The sequence below is a fragment of the Micromonospora sp. SYSU B005 genome, assembly GCF_055362685.1.
Genome location: NZ_JAXCFU010000012.1, coordinates 21,706 through 46,103, shown reverse-complemented (window position 1 = coordinate 46,103; position 24,398 = coordinate 21,706). Strand labels below are relative to the sequence as shown.

22 protein-coding genes and 1 riboswitch are annotated in these 24,398 nt (G+C 69.1%); of the genes, 8 read left to right on the top strand and 14 right to left on the bottom strand.

The annotated features are described in order from the left end of the window. The first annotated feature begins 24 nt into the window (after positions 1-24). The gene (locus tag SM452_RS23900; RefSeq protein WP_463840734.1) at positions 25-1,068 is read left to right on the top strand and encodes a LysR family transcriptional regulator; all 1,044 of its coding nucleotides are present in this window, start codon (positions 25-27) and stop codon (positions 1,066-1,068) included. Here SM452_RS23900 and SM452_RS23895 read toward each other — a convergent pair. Then, entirely contained in the window at positions 1,040-2,068 is a 1,029-nt protein-coding gene (locus SM452_RS23895; RefSeq protein ID WP_435153922.1) for an acetamidase/formamidase family protein, read from the bottom strand. The two genes, SM452_RS23900 and SM452_RS23895, sit on opposite strands and share 29 nt — an antisense overlap. Before the next feature lie 101 nt (positions 2,069-2,169). Further along, entirely contained in the window at positions 2,170-2,907 is a 738-nt protein-coding gene (locus tag SM452_RS23890) for a response regulator transcription factor (RefSeq protein WP_463840733.1), read from the bottom strand. A gap of 275 nt (positions 2,908-3,182) precedes the next feature. Between SM452_RS23890 and SM452_RS23885 the strand changes: the two genes are divergently transcribed. The 7 genes from SM452_RS23885 to SM452_RS23855 all read left to right on the top strand — a co-directional run bounded on the left by SM452_RS23885 (position 3,183) and on the right by SM452_RS23855 (position 12,475). Beyond that, complete coding sequence (locus tag SM452_RS23885) at positions 3,183-5,762, top strand: collagenase (protein WP_187693132.1); 2,580 nt, start codon at positions 3,183-3,185, stop codon at positions 5,760-5,762. 108 nt (positions 5,763-5,870) lie between these two features. Beyond that, a complete protein-coding gene (locus SM452_RS23880) occupies positions 5,871-6,833 on the top strand; it encodes a LysR family transcriptional regulator (protein ID WP_187693133.1) in 963 nt (320 codons plus the stop codon). Positions 6,834-6,938: 105 nt separating this feature from the next. Continuing rightward, positions 6,939-7,028: riboswitch (glycine riboswitch) on the top strand. A gap of 138 nt (positions 7,029-7,166) precedes the next feature. Next, positions 7,167-8,294 (top strand): glycine cleavage system aminomethyltransferase GcvT, encoded by a 1,128-nt coding sequence (gene gcvT / locus SM452_RS23875; protein WP_187693134.1) that lies wholly within the window; start codon positions 7,167-7,169, stop codon positions 8,292-8,294. 32 nt (positions 8,295-8,326) lie between these two features. Continuing rightward, a complete protein-coding gene (gcvH, locus tag SM452_RS23870) occupies positions 8,327-8,704 on the top strand; it encodes a glycine cleavage system protein GcvH (protein WP_450068281.1) in 378 nt (125 codons plus the stop codon). Positions 8,705-8,710: 6 nt separating this feature from the next. After that, on the top strand, positions 8,711-9,979 hold the full coding sequence (glyA, locus tag SM452_RS23865) for a serine hydroxymethyltransferase (RefSeq protein WP_450068280.1): 1,269 nt from the start codon (positions 8,711-8,713) through the stop codon (positions 9,977-9,979). 92 nt (positions 9,980-10,071) lie between these two features. Further along, positions 10,072-10,998, top strand: coding sequence for a proline dehydrogenase family protein (locus SM452_RS23860; RefSeq protein ID WP_435153933.1), 927 nt, complete (start codon positions 10,072-10,074; stop codon positions 10,996-10,998). A gap of 106 nt (positions 10,999-11,104) precedes the next feature. Then, positions 11,105-12,475 (top strand): L-serine ammonia-lyase, encoded by a 1,371-nt coding sequence (locus SM452_RS23855; protein ID WP_463840732.1) that lies wholly within the window; start codon positions 11,105-11,107, stop codon positions 12,473-12,475. A 39-nt stretch (positions 12,476-12,514) separates the two neighbouring features. Here the strand turns inward: SM452_RS23855 and SM452_RS23850 are convergent, their stop codons facing one another. The 12 genes from SM452_RS23850 to SM452_RS23795 all read right to left on the bottom strand — a co-directional run bounded on the left by SM452_RS23850 (position 12,515) and on the right by SM452_RS23795 (position 24,392). Then, positions 12,515-13,900, bottom strand: coding sequence for an FAD-dependent oxidoreductase (locus SM452_RS23850; RefSeq protein WP_435154006.1), 1,386 nt, complete (start codon positions 13,898-13,900; stop codon positions 12,515-12,517). Beyond that, entirely contained in the window at positions 13,897-14,151 is a 255-nt protein-coding gene (locus tag SM452_RS23845; protein WP_355513384.1) for a (2Fe-2S)-binding protein, read from the bottom strand. The genes SM452_RS23850 and SM452_RS23845 overlap by 4 nt, the downstream gene beginning before the upstream one ends. Further along, the gene (locus SM452_RS23840; RefSeq protein WP_355513386.1) at positions 14,138-15,286 is read right to left on the bottom strand and encodes an NAD(P)/FAD-dependent oxidoreductase; all 1,149 of its coding nucleotides are present in this window, start codon (positions 15,284-15,286) and stop codon (positions 14,138-14,140) included. Before SM452_RS23840 ends, SM452_RS23845 begins: the two co-directional genes overlap by 14 nt. Then, positions 15,283-16,698, bottom strand: a complete 1,416-nt coding sequence (locus tag SM452_RS23835; RefSeq protein ID WP_463840731.1) for an aminopeptidase P family protein — start codon at positions 16,696-16,698, stop codon at positions 15,283-15,285. The genes SM452_RS23840 and SM452_RS23835 overlap by 4 nt, the downstream gene beginning before the upstream one ends. Then, a complete protein-coding gene (locus SM452_RS23830; RefSeq protein ID WP_463840730.1) occupies positions 16,695-18,101 on the bottom strand; it encodes an aldehyde dehydrogenase family protein in 1,407 nt (468 codons plus the stop codon). Before SM452_RS23830 ends, SM452_RS23835 begins: the two co-directional genes overlap by 4 nt. Beyond that, positions 18,098-18,571, bottom strand: coding sequence for a proline racemase family protein (locus SM452_RS23825; RefSeq protein WP_463840776.1), 474 nt, complete (start codon positions 18,569-18,571; stop codon positions 18,098-18,100). Before SM452_RS23825 ends, SM452_RS23830 begins: the two co-directional genes overlap by 4 nt. Then, on the bottom strand, positions 18,490-19,101 hold the full coding sequence (locus tag SM452_RS23820) for a proline racemase family protein (RefSeq protein ID WP_463840729.1): 612 nt from the start codon (positions 19,099-19,101) through the stop codon (positions 18,490-18,492). Before SM452_RS23820 ends, SM452_RS23825 begins: the two co-directional genes overlap by 82 nt. Then, a complete protein-coding gene (locus SM452_RS23815; protein ID WP_463840728.1) occupies positions 19,101-19,991 on the bottom strand; it encodes a dihydrodipicolinate synthase family protein in 891 nt (296 codons plus the stop codon). Before SM452_RS23815 ends, SM452_RS23820 begins: the two co-directional genes overlap by 1 nt. Positions 19,992-20,230: 239 nt before the next feature. Next, positions 20,231-20,938: a GntR family transcriptional regulator gene (locus SM452_RS23810; protein ID WP_082931043.1), complete on the bottom strand. Its 708-nt coding sequence runs from the start codon at positions 20,936-20,938 to the stop codon at positions 20,231-20,233. A gap of 580 nt (positions 20,939-21,518) precedes the next feature. Further along, positions 21,519-21,821 (bottom strand): recombinase zinc ribbon domain-containing protein, encoded by a 303-nt coding sequence (locus tag SM452_RS23805; RefSeq protein WP_348531783.1) that lies wholly within the window; start codon positions 21,819-21,821, stop codon positions 21,519-21,521. 8 nt (positions 21,822-21,829) lie between these two features. Next, a complete protein-coding gene (locus tag SM452_RS23800) occupies positions 21,830-23,056 on the bottom strand; it encodes an MFS transporter (RefSeq protein WP_245254702.1) in 1,227 nt (408 codons plus the stop codon). Positions 23,057-23,198: 142 nt separating this feature from the next. Continuing rightward, on the bottom strand, positions 23,199-24,392 hold the full coding sequence (locus tag SM452_RS23795; RefSeq protein ID WP_280841876.1) for a molybdopterin molybdotransferase MoeA: 1,194 nt from the start codon (positions 24,390-24,392) through the stop codon (positions 23,199-23,201). Between the last annotated feature and the right edge of the window lie 6 nt (positions 24,393-24,398).

Below are 24,398 nucleotides of genomic sequence, written 5' to 3'. Positions count from 1 at the left end.
AACCCGGATGGATAGGGTGCACGCATGGATCTGGAAATCCGGCATCTGAGAGTCGTTTGCGCGATCGCCGATACCGGAAGCATCTCGAAAGCAGCATCCAGACTGGGGATCTCGCAGCCTTCCGTCACGACCCTGCTTCAGCGTGTCGAACGGATGGTCGGTCATCAGATATTCCAGCGTGGGCGCGGTGGCGCTCGATCCACCACCTTCGGGGAGCAGTTCCTCCAACGAGCCCGCCTATTGGTCGCCGAAATGGACGCGTTGGGGGGAGAGATCGCTGGCCCGGTCGGCACAATCCGCTTCGGATCTGTGCACATGGAGTGCGTCTCATCTCTGTTCCAGCGTCTGGAGACGAGCTTCCCGGATATCTCCTTCTCGATGTGCGTCGAGCCGTCCAGCCTGAAGCTGGCCCAGCGACTGGTGCACGGCGACCTCGATGTGGCAGTGCTGGCGATTGCGGAGTCCCATCAGATTCCACTTCCCCAGGAACTAGGTGAGAGGGTGCTCGCGTCGGCAATCCCGGTGTACGTCGCTGTCTCCAGCGCCCACCGGGCGGCGGGTCTTCGGGAGATCCCCCTGGAAGGGCTCAAAGAAGAGGCATGGATCAGGCCGCCCGGCGGAGAGGACGGTTCCCTGTCCGCCTTCTGGCAGGCGGCCCGCAAGGCAGGCTTCGCCCCGCGAATCCAGTTCGACGTGCCCAGCGGCGGCGGGCGGCAGCTCGTCGGCTCCGGACGCGCCGTTCAGCTGGTGGAGCCGACTTCCCATGGCGGTCCGGGAGTCGCAGTCGTTCCCCTCGCCGGGGAACCGCTGCGCATGCACCTCACGCTCTGGTGGCATCGCCGTCGCATGAGTGCCGAACAGGCCGACCGCCTCTTCGAGGTCATCCTCGGCACCTACTCGACGTTCGCGATGGAGAGTCCCGTTTTCCAGCCGCGCTGGTCGAGGCACCCATCAGCTTGTCTGACGGCGCCTCGCGACGACGAACAGCACTCTCATCGACCAGCAAGCACGCCCCGGTGCGCGGAGGGATCGACGACCGCTATCCCGCCGAGGCGGCGGTCCGCTTGAGCCGATCGTGTGCGTCGTCGTATGCGGCAGCAGGATGGGGTACCAGTTGTCTCCCGATCGCGGCGAGAAGCGTGTAGTTCGCGTCGCGCACGTTGCCGAGGGCCGTCCGCCCTGCCTGCGAGACGAGCTGATGAGCGTCCAGCAGCTCCAGCCCCGCCAAGGATCCGACCCAGCTCACCAGATCCTGGTGAGCTATTCGATATGCGTCATCGAGAGGACGGGCGCAGCCGATCGACATGAGATCGAGGTCGGTCTCCAACCGTGGCCAACTGGTCTGCCATCCCTTGATCACCTCAATGGCGACAGTGGTGACGGTAGCGATCGCCACACCGGCGGGACAGGTCTGGCCGTGCCCCTGGCGAGCGTAGCCGTCACCGAGCGCAAGCATCGCCCCGTGAACGTTGACACCCAGGTACAGGGTCGCGCCCGCACGCGCCTCGGGGATGTCGAGCTTCCCGCCGTAGAAATCAGGCACCATGGTGGACCGAGCCTCGAGTCTCCCGGGAGACACGCCTATGGTGCCGATTGTCGGCTCCAGCGGCAGGTCTATCGCATGGTCCGTTCTCGTCGACTGGAACCGGACCGTTCCGGCCCGACGATCTATCTCGTAGAACCAGACCCGATCCTCGACCGGTGCGCCGAGCGCAACCGCTCGTACACCGGATCCGAGCACGCCGACGTGTGGAGCCGTGGACGACACCCCCCAGTCTCGCGCGGGAACGATCGAGACGATGTGGATGGCGAGTGTGTCACCGGGCTCGGCCTCCTCGATCAGGAAGGGGCCGGAGACCGGATTCAGATGCGGCGTCTCCGGCGTCCAGGGCGACAGGTCGGACGCACTGCGAAGCCGGCCGCCGAAGAAGTCCTCGGTGTACACCTCCAGCACATCGCCGGAGCGCAGATGCGCGACTGGTATCCGACCCCCGAACGTGTAGGCGAGTTGTCGCTCGGCGGGCCGATGACCGATCTTCCCCATGACATCACACTCGTCCCTCGTCATGCTGCTTCGTCTGGTAACGGCCCGTCGGACCACGTCCCTTGCCGCAACGCATCGCGGTCCTCAATGAAGTGCGCCGCGGCGCGGCCCAGAACGATCGGCGATCAACGCGCCGCATCGCTCCCGGATGTCTGCGTGATCTGCTCCCGCGCCGGCACCGGTCGCAACGAGACTCCCCGCCCCCGAGCGGTGTGCAGGTATTTCGTGCCTGTCGAGCGCTCGCCCAGCTTGCGCCGCAGACGGGACAGCAGGACGTCGAGGGACGCCGCCGACGGCAGGCCCTCCGCGCGGATCCTCGTCCGGAGCTGCGACCGTGGCACCACCCGGCCGGGGTGCTCCGCAAGATAGGCGAGAAGCTCGAACTCGTTACGCGTCAGCGCCACGGGTCGTCCATCCACTGAGACGCTGCGACCTGCCACATCGATGCGAAGAGCGCCGACCTCGGACGGCGCCGGAGGCGGTGCCGGCGGAACCCGGCGCAGCAGAGCGCGGACGGAGGCGTCGACCACCGCGGGTGGACACGGCTTCGGCAGGAATCCGTCTGCGCCGGCGCGCAGCATGCGGACGGCGTCATCATCGATACTCCTGATGCTGTGTGCCAGAACCGGGCGGCGGGACGCGACACAAAGCAGGCGCATCAGCAGCAGCCCGTCCACCGCCGGCACGACCGGGTCCACGATCACGACATCCGGCCTCCGGTGGGTGTGGCAGGTCAGGTCGGACAACGTCCGCCCGCTCTCATGGAGGGCGATCTCGGTGACCAGATGACCGAAGCGCGTCAACTGATCGCCGAGTAGCCGCCGATAGCGATGGTCTTCGTCGATGAGCAAGATGGTCGCCATGGTTGCCGTCCGGTGTCTGAATCGTGAACACCTGGACGATCGCACGACCGGACCGCCCGCTTTCATGTCATCTGTCCATCACGTCGCCTGATCGGTCCGACGACCCTCGACGCATCGCTCACAGGTTCCGGTAAGGCCCAGGCGGGCCACCCTGACCGCCCGCTGTGGACTCGTTGTGGCCGCCGGAGCCGCCTGGCTAGCGTCCACCCCCCAAGCATCCATCGAAGTGCGTCAGCGCCTTTGCTGGATCACACCCTCGCCCATGAGGAGAGAGCATGTCTGGACACCCATTGCGGCGAAGACTAGGTCAGCTGTTCGGCGCGCTCACCGCGCTGACGCTCGCCTGCGGCGTCATCGCGCCGCCGGCCGCCGCGAACTCGGCGCGCCCCGTGCCACCCGGGCAGCAGGCCAGGAAGGCCGATGCGGCACCGCCGGCAGCGGGCGATGCGACTGTTCGGGGCAAGAACCGGGTAGACCATGTGAGCGAGCAGGCGCTCCCCGTACACAAGCGCCCGCCGCAGCCGGCCGCGAAGGACGCCGCCCGTGTCGACTACGACCGCCCGGCAACCCCGAAGCGACGCGCTCGGCCGTCGGACGCCGGGTCTCGCGCCGCCGCTGCCGCCTGCAGCACCGCAGACTTCACCAGCCGAACGGGGTCGGCGCTGGTCAGCCAGATCAAGGGATCCACGGTCGACTGCATCAACAGCCTGTTCAGCCTCTCCGGCAGCGATGCCTACAACGCCTTCCGCGAGGCGCAGATGGCAAGCGTCGCGTACGCGGTGCGCGACGGCTCGCCCGGCTACCCGGGTAACCCCTCCACCGGCATGCCCCAGCTCGTTCTCTACCTGCGGGCCGGCTACTACGTGCAGTGGTACGACACGAGCGTCGGAACCTACGGGCCGGCACTGCAGACCGCGATCCGCTCAGCGCTCGACGCCTTCTTCGCGAACCCGCGCGCCTGGGACGTGACCGACGCCAACGGTGAGACCCTGGCGGAGGCGGTGACGCTCATCGACAGCGCACAGGAGAACGCCCGATACCTGTTCGTGGTAAACCGGCTCCTGACCGGCTTCAACTCGTCGTACACCTCGTCCTGGTACATGCTCAACGCGGTCAACAACGTCTACACGGTGCTGTTCCGAGGCCACCAGGTGCCCGCGTTCGTCTCCGCCGTGCAGGCCGACCGCACCGTGCTCGACAACCTGTACAACTTCGCCAACACCCACGCCGGTCTCCTCGGCACCGACAACGGCTACCTCACGTCGAACGCGGGCCGGGAACTCGGACGATTCCTGCAGCACGCCCCGCTCAGTCCCATCGTGCGGCCGATGGCGTCGGCGCTTCTCTCGCGAAGCAACATGACCGGCCCGACGGCGCCGCTCTGGGTCGGCGTCGCAGAGATGACCCAGGCATACGACGTCGCCAACTGCTCCTACTACACCACCTGCAACCTCTCCGCACAGCTGACCAGCTCTGTCCTGACGATCAACTACACATGCAGTCCATCGATCAAGATCGTCGCGCAGGACATGACCTCGGCTGAGCTGAGCCAGTCCTGCACCAGTCTGAAGGGTCAGGACGCCTACTTCCACAGCCTGGTCGCAGACAGCGGGCCGGTGGCAGGCGATGTCAACACCGACATCGAGGTGGTCGTCTTCAACTCGAGCACCGACTACCAGACCTACGCGGGTGCCATCTACGGCATCGATACGAACAACGGTGGTATGTACCTGGAGGGCAACCCGTCAGACCCCAACAACCAGGCAAGGTTCATCGCCTACGAAGCCGAGTGGGTCCGGCCGGCCTTCCAGATCTGGAACCTCAACCACGAGTACACCCACTACCTCGATGGCCGGTTCAACATGTACGGCGACTTCAGCGCCAACATCACCACACCGACCATCTGGTGGATCGAAGGCTTCGCCGAGTACGTCTCCTACTCCTACCGGAACGTCACCTACACCAGCGCCCAGAACCAGGCGGGCAACCACACCTATGCGCTGCGTACGTTGTTCGACACCACCTACAACAACGACCAGACGCGCATCTACAACTGGGGCTACCTGGCCGTGCGGTACATGATGCAGTCCCATCGGCCGGACATGACGACAGTGCTCGGATACTACCGATCGGGGGCATTCAACGCCGCCCGCACGTACCTCACCAGCACCATTGGCTCGCGCTACGACGCGGACTTCGACGCCTGGCTGACGCGCTGCGCGGCAGGGGATTGCGGCGGGAGCACCACGCCGCCCCCGACCAACCAGCCCCCGTCCGCCTCGTTCACCGTGACGACCAGTGGGCTCACCGCCACCTTCACCGACCGGTCCACGGACGCCGACGGCAGCATCGCGTCCCGGCAGTGGGCCTTCGGGGACGGGAGCACCTCGCCGGCCGTCAACCCCAGCAAGACCTACGCTACGGCCGGCACCTACACCGTCTCGCTGACGGTCACCGACAACCAGGGAGCGACCGCGAGATCGTCCCAGACCATCTCGGTCACGACGGGCGGCGGCACCACCGTGCCGGAATGCAGCGGCACCGACACGCGCACCCTCGATCGCAACTGTCAGCGCAGTGGACGCTCCGCGACCGCGGGCAACTACGACTACCTGTACATCTACCTGCCCGCCGGCGTCAGCACCCTGACCATTGCCGTAGTCGGCGGCACGGGCAACTGCGATCTCTACTACAGTCCGTCGAGCTGGGCCACCACCAGCAACGCCACCCGCTCCTCCGCCGGGGCCGGCAACACCGAGTCGTTGGCCATCCCCAGCCCGGCCGCCGGGTACCACTACATCAGCCTCTACGGGAAGACCGCCTGCTCTGGCGCCACGGTGAGCACGCGCTACTGAACCACATGTGATGGGTATGAGCGCGCCGCCCGGCGAGAGTCGCCGGGCGGCGCGCCCGCCTGGCCTGTGGCCGCCGCACTGCCTGCGGTCGCGTGCATAATCTCGGTCATGGGCATCGATGTGCGCCACCTGCGGGCGATCAGTGCCATCGCCGAGGCCGGAAGCGTGACCGGCGCCGCCTCCCGCCTGGGCCTGTCGCAGCCCGCGCTGACAGCCCAGGTGCATCGGATCGAGAAGACGGTCGGTGGGCCGCTGTTCGTCCGAAGCCGTACCGGTATGCAACCGACCGAACTCGGCAAGCAGGTGCTCCAGCGCGCCCGCGTCGTGCTGGCCGAGGTCGACGCGCTCGTCGAGGACTTCGGCGACCGACACCCCATTCCAGGCCTGCTCCGACTCGGCACCGTCCACATCGCTTGCGCGGGCAGCCTCGTACGCCATGTCGCGGAAGCGTTCCCGGATCCGGAGATCGCGCTGCAGATCGAGCCGTCCTCGCGACTGTTGGTGGAGGCGCTCACCCGAGGCCAGTTGGATGCCGCGTTGCTGGGCATCCTCGAGGGCTTCGAGCTGCCGATCGGTCCCACGCTCACCAGTCGGCCACTGATCCCCCGTTACCCGATCTTCGTCGCCATGTCCGCCTCCCACCCGCAGTCCCACCACGAGCAGGTGCGGCTGGCCGACCTGAGAAACGAATCGTGGGTGTGCCCGCCAGGGCCGGACGACGGCTCACTCGCCTCGCTGCGACGGGCCTGCCGCGCCGCAGGTTTCGAGCCGAAGATCCGGTACGAAGCGCCGAGCGGCGCCGCGCACCCACTGGTGGCCGCCGGAGACGGTGTCCGGCTGGTCGACCCGACCTGGGCCCCGGCCGCCGGGACTCGGGTGCTGCCGCTGCGCGGGGAGCCGCAGTTGCTGGCCAGGCTAATGGTCGTCTGGCGGCGCGATGCGCTGACCTATGCACAGAGCAGCGCCCTGTTCCAGGCCATCACCCGGGCCTACCTGGATCACGTGAACGACAATGCTGCCTTCGCCCGATGGTGGCGGGCCAATCCCCACGCCCATCCCGCAGCGTCGTAGCGATCCGACGGCGATGTATAGGCGTCAGCTATAGGCAGGATGATGTTGACGCGGTATGTGCGGTCACCTAACCTGCGAATGACTCACAACTACATAGACACCATTCGAACCTGCACGGGAGAGACTCCGTTCATTCGGAGCGCCGAAGGAGCAAACTCCCAAGAAACTCTCAGGCCCCATTACCGTGCAGGCGAGGTGACTCTGGAAAGCAGACGGCCGTCGTCTCACCCACGGTGCAAGCCGCTGACGCAGCGGTGAAGCTCTCAGGTCAATGACAGAGCGGGAGGCAACCGACCGTTCGACGCCGCGTGCGTCGGGACGAGGAGCGCCCCCGTGTACCAGGATCCTGCGGCTCTGCTCCGCTCACCTCTGCATGCATCGCACATAGAACACGGAGCTCGATTCACCGACTTCAGCGGCTGGCGGATGCCCCTTCGCTACGGAAGCGAGCTCGCTGAGCACCGCGCCGTACGCGAACAGGCCGGCCTCTTCGACCTCAGCCACATGGGTCAGCTCGAGGTGACGGGGCCGGAGGCCCCGACAGCACTGGACTACGCCTTGGTCGGGCACCTGTCTGCCGTACCGATCGGCGGCGCGCGCTACACCATGCTCTGCGACGCCGCCGGCGGGGTGCTGGACGACCTCGTTGCCTATCGCCTCGCATCGAACCGGTACCTGCTGGTCGTCAACGCCGTCAACACACGCGTCGTCCATGAGGCCATCAGGACCCGCTGCGCGGACTACGCGGCCTGGGCGGCCGACCGCACGAGCGAGCGGGCGATCATCGCGGTGCAGGGTCCGCGCGCCGCCCCCATCGTGGAAGCCCTGACCGGTACGGGACTCACCCGACTCCGCTACTACACCGCAGCGCTCCTGGACATCGACGGTCGTCCAGCCGTCGTCGCTCGTACCGGCTACACCGGCGAAGACGGCTTCGAACTGCTCGTACACGCCGAAGACGCGGTCCGCACGTGGGAAGCGGCGCTTGTGGCCGGTCGGCGTCACGGCTTGACGCCCACGGGGCTGGCGTGCCGCGACACTCTCCGCATCGAGGCTGGAATGCCGTTGTACGGCGCAGAGATCGGCCGTGACGTCACCCCGTTCGATGCCGGGCTGGGGCGGGTGGTGTCCTTCGTCAAACCAGGCGACTTCGTCGGACGAGCCGCGCTGGCCGAGGCCCACAAGAACGGGGTCACCCGTCGGCTCGTCGGCCTCGTCGCGTCCGGGCAGAGAATTCCCCGAGCGGGCCAGCAGGTGGTGAGGCTGACCGACGGCGGCCAGGGTGCTGACCCGGTCGGCCTCATCACAAGCGGCGCCCCTTCACCCACACTCCGACGGCCGATCGCGATGGCCGGCATCCGTGCCGGCACCGGCGACAGCATCCGGCTGGCCGTGCAGATCCGGGGGACCACCGAGCCCGTCGAGATCGTCCCTCTTCCGTTCTACCGTCGTCCGCGGTGATCTGCGGCCATTCCTTGCGAGGGTTCAGCGTCATGAACGTACCGGAACACCTGAAGTACAGCCTCAACCACGAGTGGGTCAACGACTCGGTTCAGCCGGCCGAAGTGGGCATCACCGCTTTCGCCGCCGAAGCGCTCGGTGATGTCATCTATGTGGAACTGCCCGAGCCGGGGAGCCACCTGACTGCCGGTGACGTGTGTGGAGAGGTCGAGTCCACGAAGTCGGTCGCGGAGCTGTATCTCCCGGTCAGCGGAGAGGTCGTCGCCGTCAACGAGGCGGTCATCGCCGATCCGGGCCTGATCGGCGCCGATCCGTACGGCAAAGGCTGGCTCCTGCGGGTCCGGTTGGCGCAGGTGCCTTCCCTGATGTCGCCGGACGAGTACCGCGACTTCTCCGACGAGTCGCGGTAGGCCCCGATGGCAGCCATCGACGATGATCTGGCCGACCTCGACCCCGCCATCGCCGAGGCGATCGGCCGGGAGCTACGCCGGCAACACGAGACCCTGGGCATGATCGCCTCCGAGAATCTCGCGCCCCGAGCCGTCCTTCAGGCGCAGGGATCGGCCCTCACCAACAAGTACGCGGAGGGCTACCCGGGACGGCGCTACTACAGCGGATGCGAGCATGTCGACGACATCGAGCGCCTGGCGATCGACCGGGCCAAGCGGCTGTTCGGCGCCACCTACGCGAACGTGCAGCCGCATTCCGGATCGCAGGCGAACGCCGCCGTGATGGCTGCTCTGATCGAGCCGGGTGACACCATCCTCGGGCTCGACCTCGCTCACGGCGGCCATCTGACCCATGGCATGCGCATCAACTATTCGGGGCGGCTGTACCGGGCCGTGAGCTATCGCGTAGGCGCCGAGAACCACCTGATCGACATGGATGAGGTCCAAGAGTTGGCGCGCGAGCATCGGCCGAAGCTGCTCATCGCCGGCTGGTCGGCCTACCCTCGAACGCTCGACTTCGCCCGGTTCCGGCGGATCGCCGATCAGGTGGGTGCATACCTGCTCGTGGACATGGCACATTTCGCCGGGTTGGTCGCGGCCGGTCTGCATCCCAACCCGGTGCCGCACGCCCATGTCGTCACCCTGACCACGCACAAGACCCTCGGCGGCCCTCGGGGCGGCACCATCCTCAGCGCGTACACCGATCTCGCGCGGCGGCTGGACTCGGCGGTCTTCCCAGGCCAGCAAGGTGGTCCGCTGGCGCATGTCGTGGCCGCGAAGGCGGTGGCCTTCCGGATCGCCGGAGAACCGCAGTTCCAGGATCAGCAGCGGCGCGCCCTGACCGGAGCGAAGATCGTCGCCGATCGTCTGTGCGCCGCCGAGGTCGCGAAGGCCGGTATCCGGGTGGTCAGCGGAGGCACCGACGTGCACCTGGTGCTGGTCGACCTGAGCCACGCGGATATCGATGGCGCGCAGGCGGAGCGGCTGCTGCAAGGCGTCGGCATCACCGTCAACCGTAACGCCGTGCCGTTCGACCCACGCCCGCCGATGGTCACCTCCGGGCTGCGGATCGGCACGTCTGGTCTCGCCACCCGAGGGTTCTCCGAAGCGGACTTCATGGAGGTGGCCGACATCATCGCCGGTGCTCTGACCGCCAGGGAGGCTGACACGTCGCTACGCACGCGGGTGGCTCGCCTCGTCGATCGGCACCCCGTCCATCCCGGCCACACCTCCTGACCGTACGGGGAACCCGAGCTTCCGCGGGTGGTAGATCGCTCCGTCACGCTCTGCTGCCTGAGGGCGACGGCAGCCCCGAGAAAGGACCCCAATTGCCGAACAAGCTGTTGCTGATGGCGGCCGGCAGTCACCGACTCCGGAGAATCGTCGCCGGATCCCCCCTGACCCGGGGCGTGGTGCAACGATTCGTTGCCGGCGAGGTGAACGACGAGGCGATCGCAGTGGCGCGGCGCATCGTCGAATCCGGGATGCGGGTGACGATCGACCATCTCGGCGAAGGAACGACGACAGTCGAGCAGGCTGCCGCCGTACGCGACGCGTATCTCAGCCTGCTCTCCGAGATGCGGATGCCCGGTACGTCCGAGGTGTCGGTGAAACTGTCGGCGCTCGGTAGCGCGCTGCCCCACGACGGTCGCCGACACGCGTATCGGCTGACGCGCGACATCTGTGCCGCTGCGGCTGCCGCCGACGTCACGGTGACCCTCGACATGGAGGATCACACCACGGTTGACCTGACGCTGTCCGTGCTGGACGAACTGCGTACCGAATTTCCCTGGGTGGGCGTGGCGCTGCAGGCGTGCCTGCACCGTACCCCGGCGGACTGCCAGCGCCTCGCGTACGCAGGGAGCCGGGTGCGCCTGGTCAAGGGAGCCTACGCGGAGCCGGCGTCAGTGGCATATACGCGACGGCGTCAAATCGACGAGGCATTCGACAGGTGCCTGCGGATCCTGATGCAGGGCCAGGGCTATCCCATGGTGGCGACCCACGATCCCCGCCTGATCGACAGCGCCATCGGGCTCGCCCGCGCCGGTGGCCGGAGCACCACCGATTTCGAGGTCCAGATGCTGTACGGCATCCGCGCGAACGAGCAGAGGCGGCTTGCGGGGGAGGGGTACCGCGTGCGGGTGTATCTGCCGTATGGACAGGACTGGTACGCATATTTCACCCGCAGGCTTGCCGAGAAGCCCGCGAACCTGCTCCTCCTGGCTCGATCCTTCAAGCCTGGCGCCGCCGACTGAGCGCGACGCGGAGCTTCCGGCATCGTTCGCCGCGGACCAGGCAGCCATGGCCGGTCACGCGGAACCGAAGACCGTCGTCCGTGGCGATGACAGGAGCATGCGCGCGATGATCAGTGTTTTCGATCTTTTCAGCGTCGGTATCGGGCCGTCCAGCTCGCACACCGTCGGGCCGATGCGGGCCGCCCGTACGTTCGTGGCGGGCCTGAAGGCCGACGGGCAGCTCGCCGACGTGGCGCGGGTACGGGCGGAGCTGTTCGGCTCGCTCGGCGCGACCGGGCACGGGCACGGCAGTGACCGGGCGGTGCTGCTGGGGCTGGAGGGGGAGGTCCCGGAGACCGTCGACACCGACTCGGTCGGGCCGCGTGTGGAGCGGATCCGTACGCAGCGGCGGCTCGACCTGTTCGGCAGTCAGGGGATCGACTTCGACCCGGACACGGATCTGGTGCTGCACCGGCGGCGGTCGTTGCCGTATCACCCGAACGGGATGACGTTCGCGGCGTACGACGCGGCCGGGGGCGAGGTGCGGTCGCGCACGTACTACTCGGTGGGTGGCGGGTTCGTGGTGGACGAGGCGGCGGCCGGGGCGGACCGGATCAAGGCGGACAGCACCCGGGTACGGCACCCGTTCCTCACCGGCGCGGAACTGCTCGAGGTCACCACCGGCACCGGGCTGTCGATCAGCGAGGTGATGCTCGCCAACGAGCTGGCCTGGCGCAGCGAGGCGGACGTGCGGGCGGGGCTGCTGGAGATCTGGCGGGTGATGCGCGAGTGCGTGGAGAACGGCTGCACCCGCGACGGCGTACTCCCGGGCGGGTTGAAGGTCCGGCGGCGCGCGGCGGAGATGCGACGCGGCCTGGAGGCGGAGACCGGCAGCGGGGATCCGCTGCGCGCGATGGACTGGGTGACGTTGTTCGCGCTGGCGGTCAACGAGGAGAACGCGGCCGGCGGGCGGGTGGTCACCGCGCCGACTAACGGCGCCGCCGGGATCATCCCGGCCGTGCTGCACTACTACGCCCGCTTCGTGCCGGGCGCCTCCGAGGAGGGCGTGGTCCGGTTCCTGCTGGCGGCGGGCGCGATCGGTGTGCTGTTCAAGGAGAACGCGTCGATCTCCGGGGCCGAGGTGGGCTGCCAGGGCGAGGTGGGTTCGGCGTGTTCGATGGCGGCGGCCGGGCTGGCCGAGGCGCTGGGCGGTACGCCGGAGCAGGTGGAGAACGCCGCCGAGATCGGCATGGAGCACAACCTGGGGCTGACCTGCGACCCGGTGGGCGGCCTGGTGCAGATCCCGTGCATCGAGCGCAACGCGGTGGCGAGCATCAAGGCGATCACCGCGGCCCGGCTGGCGTTGCGCGGCGACGGGGTGCACCACGTGTCGCTGGACAAGGTCATCAAGACCATGCGGGAGACCGGCGCGGACATGAAGGTCAAGTACAAGGAGACCGCGCGGGGCGGACTCGCCGTCAACGTCATCGAATGCTGAGGGCACCTCCGCGCCGGCCGTGATTCGTCGTGCGCGAGATCAGTCGTCGCCGGCGAGGTCGGCAAGCGTGATCGGCTGCATCAGCGTACGAGACGCATGGCACTGAAGATCCACCGAACTCACCGGCCGGGCCGCTTCTCGGGCGGTGAGGCATGCTGTGGCGTAACCACATGTTCGCCCCTGGCACCAGCCCATGCCGGCGCGGGTCAACAGCTTCGTGCTCCGGGCATCGCCCGCGGACAGTTCACGCACCGCCTGCCGAACAGCGCCTGCCGACACCTCCTCGCACCGACAGACGAGCGTCTGGTCGTCACACAGGTCGGGCCAGAACGCCGGCACGGGATGAACCGCGTGCAGAGCCGCCGCGAAACGACGCAGTCGACGCCGGATCCGCAGGAGCCTGCTGCGCTCACCCGCACGCAGCGGCTCCGCACGACCGAGAGACCGGGCGATCGCGTCCCCGGCGAGGTGCCCTTCCACGAGCGCCAGCTTCGCCCCGCCGACGCCGGTCACCTCGCCCGCTGCATACACGCCCGGTACCGAGGTCGCTTGATCCGGCCCGATCCTCACCACGAGACTGCCGTCGCGGTCCATGAATGTCTCGCATCCCAGGGCGACAGCCACCTCCACCTGCGGGGTGAAGCCGAAGCCGACGGCGAGACCGTCGCAGCCGACGTGTCTCTCGCTGCCGGGCACCACCGAGCCCAGCGGGCTGATCGCCGCCACTGTCACCCCGGTCAGCTGCTCGTCGCCGTGCGCGGCCACCACAGCCGTACGCCGCCGATACGGCACCCGACGGCGCAGCATGCGCCAGCCGTACCGGCCTGCCTCGGTCAACTTGCTCGCTGCGCCGAGAACCGCACCGACATGCCGTGCGTACCGGACAGGGTCGTTCGCCTCGTACACGCCGACCACCGTGGCGCCGGCGTCGGCCAAGCCGGTCGCGACCGGCAACAGAAACGGTCCGGTACCCCCGACGACGACGCGTCGCGCGAACACCACCCCTTGACCCTTCAGCAGGGCCTGAGCTCCACCTGCGGTGACCACCCCCGGCAGATCCCAACCTGGGAAAGGGACAACCCGGTCATGAGCTCCGGTGGCGATGACGAGTCGCCGGCCGTATACGACCGTGGAGTGCGTGTGGACGGCGAACTGCGGACCGACGTCGTCCGGGCGAGACTCGACCAACCACACTGCCGCGTCCGGGTGGTGACCAAGCTGGTCGATCCGTGCGCGCAGACCGGCGAACACCGCCCAGTCCGTGTGGCTGTGGGCGTCCGCTCCGGATCGGTGCCGCCAGTACTGTCCGCCGGGACGCGGCCCGGCATCCAGGACGGCCACCCGGCAGCCGGCATCGGCCGCCGTGACCGCCGCAGCCAGACCGGCCGGTCCTGCACCGATCACCACCAGGTCGTACGTGCTCATGCCCTCTCCCGCCGCTCGTCCTGAGGTTCGATCACGTCACCGCTGCGGGCGACCACCAGACAGGCCCGCTGCGACGGCACACCGTTGACCGTGACGAGACAGTCGAAGCACACGCCGATGCCGCAGAAGACCCCCCGGGGTCGCCCTTCGACGCGTGTGCTCCGCCAGGATCGGATCCCGGCGGCCAGAAGAGCCGCGGCTACGCTCTGCCGCCCGTCGTGAGGGATCGAGCGGCCGTCAAAGGTGAACATGGTGACGCTCCGGTGCGAACGGTCGTAGATCTACATGCGGGCGGCGGTTGGTCAGCAGTGCCGCGATGGCGTGCCCGGTCGCCGGGGCGAGGCCGATACCGGCGCCCTCGTGTCCGGTGGCATGGTAGAGCCCCGGCACGTTCTTGTCCGCGCCGATGATCGGCAGGTGGTCCGGACTGTACGGCCGGAAACCCCGGTAGGCGCGGATCGCGGAGACGCCGGCCAGGATCGGGAACAGGCGTATCGCAGCCGCTGCGAGCCCTCTCAGCGCAGGCAGAGACATGGCCGGGTCGAAGCCGACATGCTCCCGGCTGGACCCGATCAGGATCGTGCCGGCGCGAGTCCCCTCCACCACCGGGGAGATCTCCAGCCCAGCGGTGCTGCGCTCGACGTTCGCAACGTAGCCGGCGGCGTAGACCTTGTGCCGCACGAGCTCTGGCAGCGGCTGGGTGACCAGGACGAAGCCACGTCGAGGCAGGATCGGCAGTTCGACGTCCGCCAACGCGGCGACTCTGCCAGCCCATACGCCGGCGGCGTTCACCACCCTGGTCGTCGGCAGCAGGCCATGATCAGTCCGCACAGCTCGAATCCCCCCGGTGCCGTCCCGGAGCAGGCCGACGACGCAGGTGCCGGTCAGTACCGTTGCCCGGGCCGCACGGAGCAGGTGTGCGGCGGCGAGCATGGGCTGGACCTGCATGTCCTGGGGATAGTGCACCGCACCGACGAGATGGGGGGACAGGTGCGGCTCGTAGCTGGGCAACTCATGCGAGGCGACGGCGTGCGCCTCGACGCCCGCAGCACGCTGACGGTCCGCGAACGCCGACAGTGTGTCGTGCTCTGACGCCGAGGCCGCCACCACCAGTCCGCCCTTACGTTCCAGTTCGATCTGCGCATCGCCCATGGTCTCGCCCAGTTCGCGCCACAGGGCGACGGAATGAAGCGCCAGGCTGAGTTCCGGGCCGGGTGATTTGTCGGACAGGAGGATGTTGCCTTCGCCGGCCCCGGTGGTGCCGGACGCGACGCCGGCCCGGTCCACCACTGTCACCGTCAGGCCGCCCCGTGCGGCGTAGTAGGCGCAGGCGGCACCGGTCATCCCGGCGCCTATCACCACCACGTCCGCGCCGGCGTCGATCACGACGCCACCCGGTGCATCCACGCCTCGATCTCGTCGGGGCGTCGAGGTAGCCCGGAGGAGAGGACTCGACAGCCGTTGTCGGTGACGAGGACGTCCTCCTCGATCCGAATCCCGATTCCGCGCAGCTCAGCCGGAACCAACTCGTCGTCAGGCTGGAAGTAGAGGCCGGGCTCGACAGTGAGCACCTGGCCGGCGGCCAGCCGTCCGTGCAGGTAGCTGCCAGCGCGGGCAGCCGCGCAGTCGTGGACGTCCAGACCGAGCATGTGGCCTGACCCGCACAGCGTCCACCGCCGGTAGAGCCCCGACTCCTCGGTCAAGGCGCGTTCCGGCGGCACAGGCAGCACGCCCAGGTCGGCGAGGCCGAACGCCAGCACGGTCATCGCCGCCTGATGGAACGCACGCCAGTCGGCGCCCGGCTTGAGGCAGTCCAGAGCTGCGTCGTTCGCCTTCAGGCACAACTCGTAGAGATCGCGTTGCAGCGGACTGAACCGGCCGGACACCGGTAGAACACGAGTGATGTCTGCCGTGTAGAGCGACCTCGTCTCGGCACCGGCATCGAGCAGCAGCAGGTCCCCGTCGCGGACGGCGCCGTCGTTGTCGATCCAGTGCAAGGTGGCGGCGTGCGCACCGGCGGCCACGATCGAGTGGTATCCGACGTCGTTGCCCTCCAGGCGGGCTCGCTGCCAGAACACCCCCTCCAGGTAACGCTCGGACGTACGCTTCGCCATCGGCAAGGCACGCACCATGTCCTCGAAACCGCGAGTGGTGATGGCTACCGCCTCTTCCAGCTGGCCGATCTCCCAGTCGTCCTTGACCAGCCGCATCTCATCCAGCACCGCGGCGAATTCCAGGTCGCCCGGGCCCGCGGCGTCGGCCGTCAGCCCATCCACGTGCACGTCGACTCCGCGCAGCACGCGGGTCGGGACGCCCCGCCCGGACAGGACCGACTCCAGCTCGGCCAGATGACGGGTCGTCACGGCCAGCCGCCGACGGCTCTCTCCCAGGGTGGGCCGGCGTCCGGCCCACAGTTCCCCATACATCCGGTCACGGAAGAACTCGGGCGTGCTCCGATCGGATCGGGGGCGAAGAAAGAGCACCTCCTCACCGTCCGGCTCGATGACCAGGACCCCGTCTGAGGACTGGTCGCCGGTCAGCCAGACATAGGCAGAATGCGGGCGGAACCGATAGTGCTGGTCGTTGGAACGCCTCTTGAAGCTTCCGGCCGGGACGACGAGCCGTTCCCCGGAGAAACGGCCGTGCATCTGTCTCCGGCGTGCCGCGGCCCAGCCGGCGACCTCGTCGACCTGCGTGACGTGCCGCTCGCTGTCCGCCCACCCGGAGAGCATGAACTTCTCCAGCGCGGGGCTGACCGGCAGATCGTGACTACCGGTGTGCAGGTCGACCCGTTTCATGCGGCCTCCTCGGCGGGGTTGGGTGGGGGAGTGCAGAGGGTGATGGTGCGCAACGAGGTGTAGAAGTCCAGTGCGGCTGTGCCCTGTTCTCGAGGGCCCTGACTGGACGCCTTCTCACCGCCGAACGGTGCATGGAAATCGACTCCGGTAGTGGGCGTGTTGACCCGGATGAGACCGGTGTCGATGGCCCGGACCACCTCGAACAACCGGCCGATGTCGCTTCCGTGGACGGACGTCACCAGCCCGTATCGAACGTGGTTGACCAGAGCGGCCGCAGCGGCCGGGTCCGACACGGTGAAGATGCTGGCCAGCGGGCCGAACGTCTCCTCGCACGCGACCGGATGGCCGGGGTCGACCGAATCGAGCAGCACCGGCGCCACATAGAGGCCGTCACCCGGGGACGTGAGACGGGTGAGAACCCGGCCTCCTGCCGCGCGGGCTGCCGCGACGCCGTCCAGAACTCGACGGCGCGCGGCGTCGGTGATGACGGGACCGACTGCGACGCCGGCATCGGCCGGGTCGCCGACGCGTAGCCCCGCCACCGCGGCCACCAGGGCTTCGGTGAGCGCGGTGGCATCGCCCACCACGATGATCCGCCGGGTCGCGGTGCACTTCTGGCCCGCATATCCCATGGCGGCACCTGCCAGCATCGTGGCAGTGGTGGCCGGGTCGGCGTCCGGCAGCACGACCGCGGCGTTCTGTCCGCCCATCTCCGCCTGCACCGGCAGCCCGGCGCGAACGGCGGCGACGGCGACACCCCTGCCGACCGTCGCGGAGCCGGTGAAGGACACGACGTCAGCCGCCCCGACGACGGCCTGTCCGGTGTCCGCACCTCCCGGCACGACATGGAGCAGATCGTCGGGCAGCAGCCCGTCGAACAGGCCCGCCAGCAACTCGCCGCAAGCCAGCGCCTCGGGCGACGGCTTGAGCAGCACTCCGTTACCAGTGGCGAGGGCCGGTGCAGCCTTCCACAGGGGGATGGCCAGTGGAAAGTTCCACGGCGTGATCAGACCAGCCACGCCCCGCGGCCGGCGTTCGGTGAACAGCAGTCCCGGCTGATTCGCCGGCAGCGTCGGCGCCAGCAGGTCGCCGATCGCCGCGAAGCAGGACTGGGCGTAGTAGTCGAGGATCGCAGCGGCCCGGCTGACCTCGGCGTTCGCCTCCACGACCGGCTTGCCCACCTCACGGACGATCAGGGCAGCCGCTTCGCCGGCCCGAGCCCGCAGCCGGTCCGCCGCCCCGCTCAGGGCCGCGGCGCGGCCGGACGGATCCCGACGGCGCCAGGCGTCCTGCGCGACACGGACCGAATCGGCGAGCTTCCGCACCCCATCAGGAGTGACCGGGGCACGCTCCGCGACTACATCGTCCGGCTTCTGAGGAGAACGGCTCTGAATGAGACTCACAACATGAATCCCGCCGGGAAAGGATCCTCGGGGTCGAGGAAGAACTGGGCGGTACCGGTAAGCCACGCCCGCCCGGTAACTGTCGGCACCACCGCGGGCCGACCGGCGACGGTGGTCGTATCGACCAGCCGACCGGAAAACCGGCTGCCGATGATGGACTCGTTGACGAATTCTTGTCCGAGGGGGAGCAACCCGCGGGCGTGGAGCTGCGCCATCCTCGCCGACGTGCCGGTCCCGCAAGGGGATCGGTCGAACCAGCCGGGATGGATGGCCATGGCGTGGCGTGACAACCGGGCGGTCGCCCCTTCCGCGGCCAGGTAGACATGGTGGCATCCGGCGATGTGCGGCTGTTCGGGGTGCACTGGCCGGGCGGTGTCGTTCACGCCTCTCATGACACTGAGGCCCACCTCCAGCAGCCGTTGTTTGTCCGTGCGATCCAGTCGCAGGCCCAGCTCCGGCAGGTCGACGATCGCATAGAAGTTGCCGCCGAACGCGAGGTCGTAACGGACGTGGCCGTAGCCGGGGACGTGTCGACCAGCGCGTCCTGTTCCACCAGGAAGGAAGGAACGTTCTGGATGGTGACAGCGGTGGCGCGGCCCTGCTCGATCTTGACAGACGCCACCACCAGTCCGGCCGGCGTATCGAGGCGGATCGTGGTCACCGGCTCGGTGACCGGCACCATCCCGGTCTCTGCCAGTACGGTAGCCACACCGATCGCACCGTGTCCGCACATCGGCAGGCACCCCGACACCTCGATGAAGACCACACCGACATCGGCGTCCGGGCGGGTGGGCGGCTGGAGGATCGCACCCGACATGGCGGAGTGCCCGCGCGGCTCGTACATCAGAAACGTGCGCAGGTCATCGCGGTGGTTCGTCAGGTACTCCCGACGTTGCGCCATGGTGTCGCCCGGCAGGAGCGGCGCGCCTCCGGTCACCACCCGGGTGGGCATTCCCTCCGTGTGGGAGTCGACGACGTGAATGACGCGGCTGCTGCGCATCAGCGGTGCCCTGCCGCGAGCAGCCGTTCGGTCGTGGCACGGATGACCTCGGCGTCGGCGGGGGCCAGTGGCTGGCGCGGCTGGCGCGTGAAGCCACCGGGACGACCGGCGACATCCATGGAAAGCTTGATCGCCTGAACGAACTCAGTGCGCGAATCCCAACGGAGCAGCGGATGCAGTGCCCGGTAGAGGAGGACGGCCGTCCTGAGATCACCCGCCGTCGCGGCCTCGTAAAGACGAACGCAGCTCGCCGGAATGGCGTTCTGGTAACCGCCAATCCACCCCACCGCGCCCGCGATCAGGAATTCGAGCGCGATGTCGTCCGCGCCGGCGAGGATGTCGAGACCAGGCGCCGTCTCGGCGATCTGGTACGCCCGGCGGGCGTCGCCGCTGAACTCCTTGACCGCGACGATCAAACCTTCGTCGTGTAGACGCCGCAGCAGGTCGGGTGTCAGGTCCACCCTCGTGTCCATCGGATTGTTGTAGGCGACGATCGGTAGACCTGCCTTCGCCACCTCGCGGTAGTGGGCCAGCACTGCTGCCTCGTCAGCGCGGTACGTCGTCGGTGGCAGCAACATGACGGCCGGGCAGCCTTCCTCCGCAGCCTGCTCGGTCCAGCGCCGTGCCTCGTCGGCACCGTAGGCCGAGACGCCTGGTACGACGGCGAACCCATCAGGGGCGGCTTGCACCGCCGTTCGCACCACCGAAGCCCGTTCCTCGCTGCTGAGCGCCTGGTATTCACCGAGGGAACCGTTGGGGACAACGCCATGGCAGCCGTTGTCAGCGAGCCACCCGACATGTGCAGCGTAAGCATCGAAATCGATGCCCTGGTCGGCGTGGAACGGTAGAGCGGTCGCTACGAGAACCCCACGCCACGGCGCCATTTCCATGCGGCCTCCATCAGTAATATGTTACACAGCACCATAGTGGCTGCGCCCGCCCCGTCAAGAGGTGCAATCGGCCCGCCCCTGGCACGTTCGAGGTCAGTCGATGACGTGCGGAGGGCGTGACCGCATGCGATGGCGGGCCGGCTGCTGCCGGCGAGCACAGTAGGTGTGGCCCGAGGTGCCATGCTGGCGGTCGGGGGCGGCAGCCGGCATGGCGGACGTGCTAACAGAGCACGTTGGTCCTAGTCTTCACGACGGGCCGCCCAGATGCCTCGGACGTGCCGCAAGTGGTGCCGCATCAGGCCGACCACGGCCTCACGGTCACCCCCGGCGATGAGCTCGATCAACTCGAGATGCTCGTTCGCGGAGTCGACCAGCCCTCCACTTTCCACCAGCGCGTCGAGACCGTACAAACGGGTGTGATTGCGCAGGTCGGCAACCGTCTCGACCAGCCGTTGATTCCCGGCGGCACGCAACAGTGTCAGGTGGAAGGCGTTGTCCGATTCGATGTACGCCACCAGGTCCCCACGTCCGGCAGCAGAAACGATGTTGTCCGCCAACCTCCGCAGTTCCCGCACCTGCGGTTCCGACAGTCTGCCTGTCTGGTCGGCCACCACCGGAATCTCGAGAAGCTCCCGAATCTGAGTGATTTCGTCCAGATCCCGCTCACTGAGGGCCTTGACGCGGAACCCCTTGTTTTTGACGATCGAGACCAAGCCCTCCTTGGCCAGGTCGAGGATCGCTTCGCGAACCGGCGTGGGCGAGACGCCGAAGCGTCCGGCAAGCATCGGGACGGAGTAGGTCGAATCCGGCCTCAAGCTGCCAGCCACGATAGCCGCGCGCAGGGCGTGCGCTACGTCCTCGCGTAGGCTCTGCCGACTCTGAAGCGGGTTCAGGTCCAGCGTGGATGCGGCAGCGCTCGCATCGCCAGTCCGCTGGTTGCCTTTCACAGTTGCATCCGCTCCGGTCCCGTCGAGCCAACCCTGAGAACAAGGCCGCCCCCCCCGGGGCCCGCCCTTCATCCCTGCTGACGGCGGCCCTGTCCCTCAGTGCCACTGTCAACCACCGCGCCGATCTCGGAGCCTACCCAGTGGGTATCGTCTCGACATCTACCGGGCGGCGGCCGGTGGGTCGCAGCCTGCTGGCGTCCCCCTCGGGCTTGCCGTGCCCGCGGGGCCGGGAGTGGGAACGGCTCAGTTTCGCTCCTGGCTGTGGCGGCCTGAACCGAGGCGGGCCGGCTCTGGTCGTACCCCGCGCCCGGCCCAGCAGACATGACCAGGAGGCCGTCGCAGGCGGGACCTGCTGGCCGACCTCGCCCTCGGGCTCGTCCGCGCAGACCGGCCAGTTCCCGGACGAAATGGCCGGGAACTCGCCCTGCTTCGGAGGCCGCCACGCCGTCTCCGTCCGGCTGACGGCGCGGGCCGCGGCGGAGCCGATGCCCGCGACCGTACGCTCCAGTGCATCGACCGACAGCGTCGGCGTGGTGAGGGCGATCGGGATCAGCTGGTCAGGTCGGCCCATTGGAAGCCGTTACGCAAGGGTTGTCCGCCGATGTGCGTTGCGGGGATGGGGGATCTGGTTGGCGAGGGCGTACTCCTGCGGGAAGCGGCAGCGGTAGTAGGCGTCGCCGTGGTTGTACTGGCCCTGCATGCGACGGTCGCAGGCGGCGCAGTAGATGAGGCCGCGGAAGACGTACGGGTTGCGGGTTCCAGCACATGATGCCCGGTGTGGGCCATGGCCACGTCGTCGACGACCCGGGTCACACCGTTCATTCGACGGACCCGGCCCTGACGAAGCGGTCAGTGGCCAGACCCGGCACCGGTCAGCCCGCACCGAGACCGTCAACCGGCGCGGCGGGCCAGGCCTCCCATCTTTACCGCGGTGAACACCGCGGCGGCCAGCGCCACGTCGGAGAGCAGCATCAGCCCGATGGCGTAGGAGCCCTGCGACCCGTACACCCAGCCCATGACCAGAGGTGGCACGAACCCGCCGAGCCCGCCGGCGGCCCCGACCAGCCCGGTGACCGCGCCCACCTGGTCGGCGGGGGCGACCTTGCCGACCAAGGCGAACACCGCGCCGCTGGCTGCGCCGAGCAGCACCGCCATGCCGAGCAGCGCGACCGTGGCGACCGGCATCAGGGCCGGCTGGAAGGCCTGCACGACGGCGAACCCGGCCACCCCGGCGAAGCACCACACCAGCACCGGCACGGGGTGCAGCCGGTCGGAGAGCCAGCCGCCCGCCGGGCGGGCCAGCACGGCGAGCACGACGAACCCGGCGGTCCGGAGCGCACCGTCCGCGGCATTGAGCCCGTAGGCGGTGCGCAGGTACGCCGGCAGGTACACGCTGAAGGCCACGAACCCGCCGAACCCGACCGCGTACAGGAAGCACAGCTGCCAGGTGACGGTCAGCCGGGCGACGCCGGCGAGCCGCTGCCAGGCCGACCCGGTGGGCCGGGCCGGGCCCGGCGCGTCGCGCAGCAGCAAGAACGACAGCACCGCGTACGCCGCCAGGATCGCCGCGACCAGCAGGAACGGGGCCCGCTCCCCGTAGGTGTCGGCCAGCCGGACGGTGGTGAAGTTGGCGATCGCGGTGCCACCCATGCCGACACCGAACACGCCGATGGCGAAGCCGCGCCGGGCCGGCGGATACCAGCCGGACACCAGCGGGACGCCGACGGCGAAGGCGGTGCCGCCGATGCCGAGGAAGAAGCCGGTCACGATCAGCGCCGGGTAGGAGGAGACCGTGGTGAGGGTCAGCACCGGCACGATGGTGGCGACGGTGACCAGCGGGAAGACTACCCGGGCCCCGTACCGGTCGGTGAGCGCGCCGACCGGGATGCGGCCCAGCGAGCCCACGATCACCGGCACCGCGACGAGCAGGGACTGCGCGGCGAAGCCGAGCCCCAGCCGTTCCTTGATGCCGGGGCCCAGCGGACCGAGCAGGGCCCATGCCCAGAAGTTCACCAGGAAGCCGAGGGTGGCCACGGCTAGCTGGAGGGCGGCGCCGGAGGTGGCCTCGGGACGCCCGACCGGGGCGGTGGACCCGGCTTGGTCACGGATGCTGGTCATCGTTCAACTCCGTCAGGATCGTCGTGCTGCTGTCGCGGCGTCAAAGGGGAATGCGGCGGTCCGCTTCACCGGTACGAGCCTCGCTCGAGCCAACCCACCCCGGCAGGGCCGGAAGACCCGGCCAGGAGGACGTCCCCACCTGTCACGGCAGGGTGAGCAGACCGACCGGGGTGCCGGGACGCCAACCGGGCGGCACCACGGCCAGCGCGTCGGCGTCCGCCGCCGCGCCCAGGTATCCCGGGTGCGCCCCGTCGACCAGCCGCACGCCCCGCGCGCCGCGCCGGACCGGCACGATCCGGGTGTTCCGCTCGTCGAGGCGCAACGGATCGGTGAGGACGGCGGTGTCCAGATCGGCCGGCGGCCGTCCGGCCAGCCCGGTGAGCAGCGGGTCGATCAGGGTGAGCGCGGCGACCAGCGCCGCGTACGGGTTGCCCGGCAGGCCGACGATCCACTGGGCCCCGGCCTGGGCCAGGACCTGTGGGTGCCCGGGCCGGCACCGCACCCCGTCCACGTGCGCCACGGCCCCGAGGTGCCGCAGCGACGCGTGCAGCCCGTCCGCCGGGCCGACGGAGGACGCCCCGCAGACGACCGTCACGTCTGCCTCTCGCGTGCTGTCCGCGATCGCCTCGGCGAACCAGTCGGGCTGGTCGCCGATCATTCGAGGACCCAGGAGGTCCGCTCCCCAGGCGGACAGCAGCGGGGTCAGCATCGGGCCGATCGCGTCCCGGACCCTGCCCCACGGGGGACGGCCGGCGTGGATCACCTCGTCGCCGCTGATCACCAGGCGGGCCCGGGGTCGGGCCCGGACGGTGAGGTGGTCGAGGCCGACGCTCGCGGCCAGCCCCAGCACCGCCGGCGTGACCGGCGAACCCGTCGGCACCAGTTCCTGACCGCGGGCGGCGTACTCGCCCGCGCTCCGGATGTGCCGACGGTCGCCCGGCACCGCCCGCAGGACGTCACCGATCCGGTCGGCGATCTCGTAGGGCACGACCCGGTCCGCCCGGGCCGGGACGGGAGCGCCGGTGGCCACCTCTACGGCGGTCCCCTCGACCAGGGGCGCGACGGCGTGGGTGCGTCCGGCCAGGATCCGGCCGACCACCCGCCACGGGCCCGGACCGCGCACCGCGTATCCGTCCATCGCGGAGTTGTCGAACCCGGGCAGCGGGACCGCCGCGACCAGTGGCGCCGCGAGGGTCCGGCCGGCGGCGGAGGCCAGCGGTACCGACTCCGCGGGCAGGGGAGCGGGGAGCCGGTGGGCCAGCGCCCGCGCCGCGGCCCACTCCGTCGCGGGTCGGGACGAATGGTGACTGTCGGTGTGGTGCGGTGCGATGGTCACCGGTGG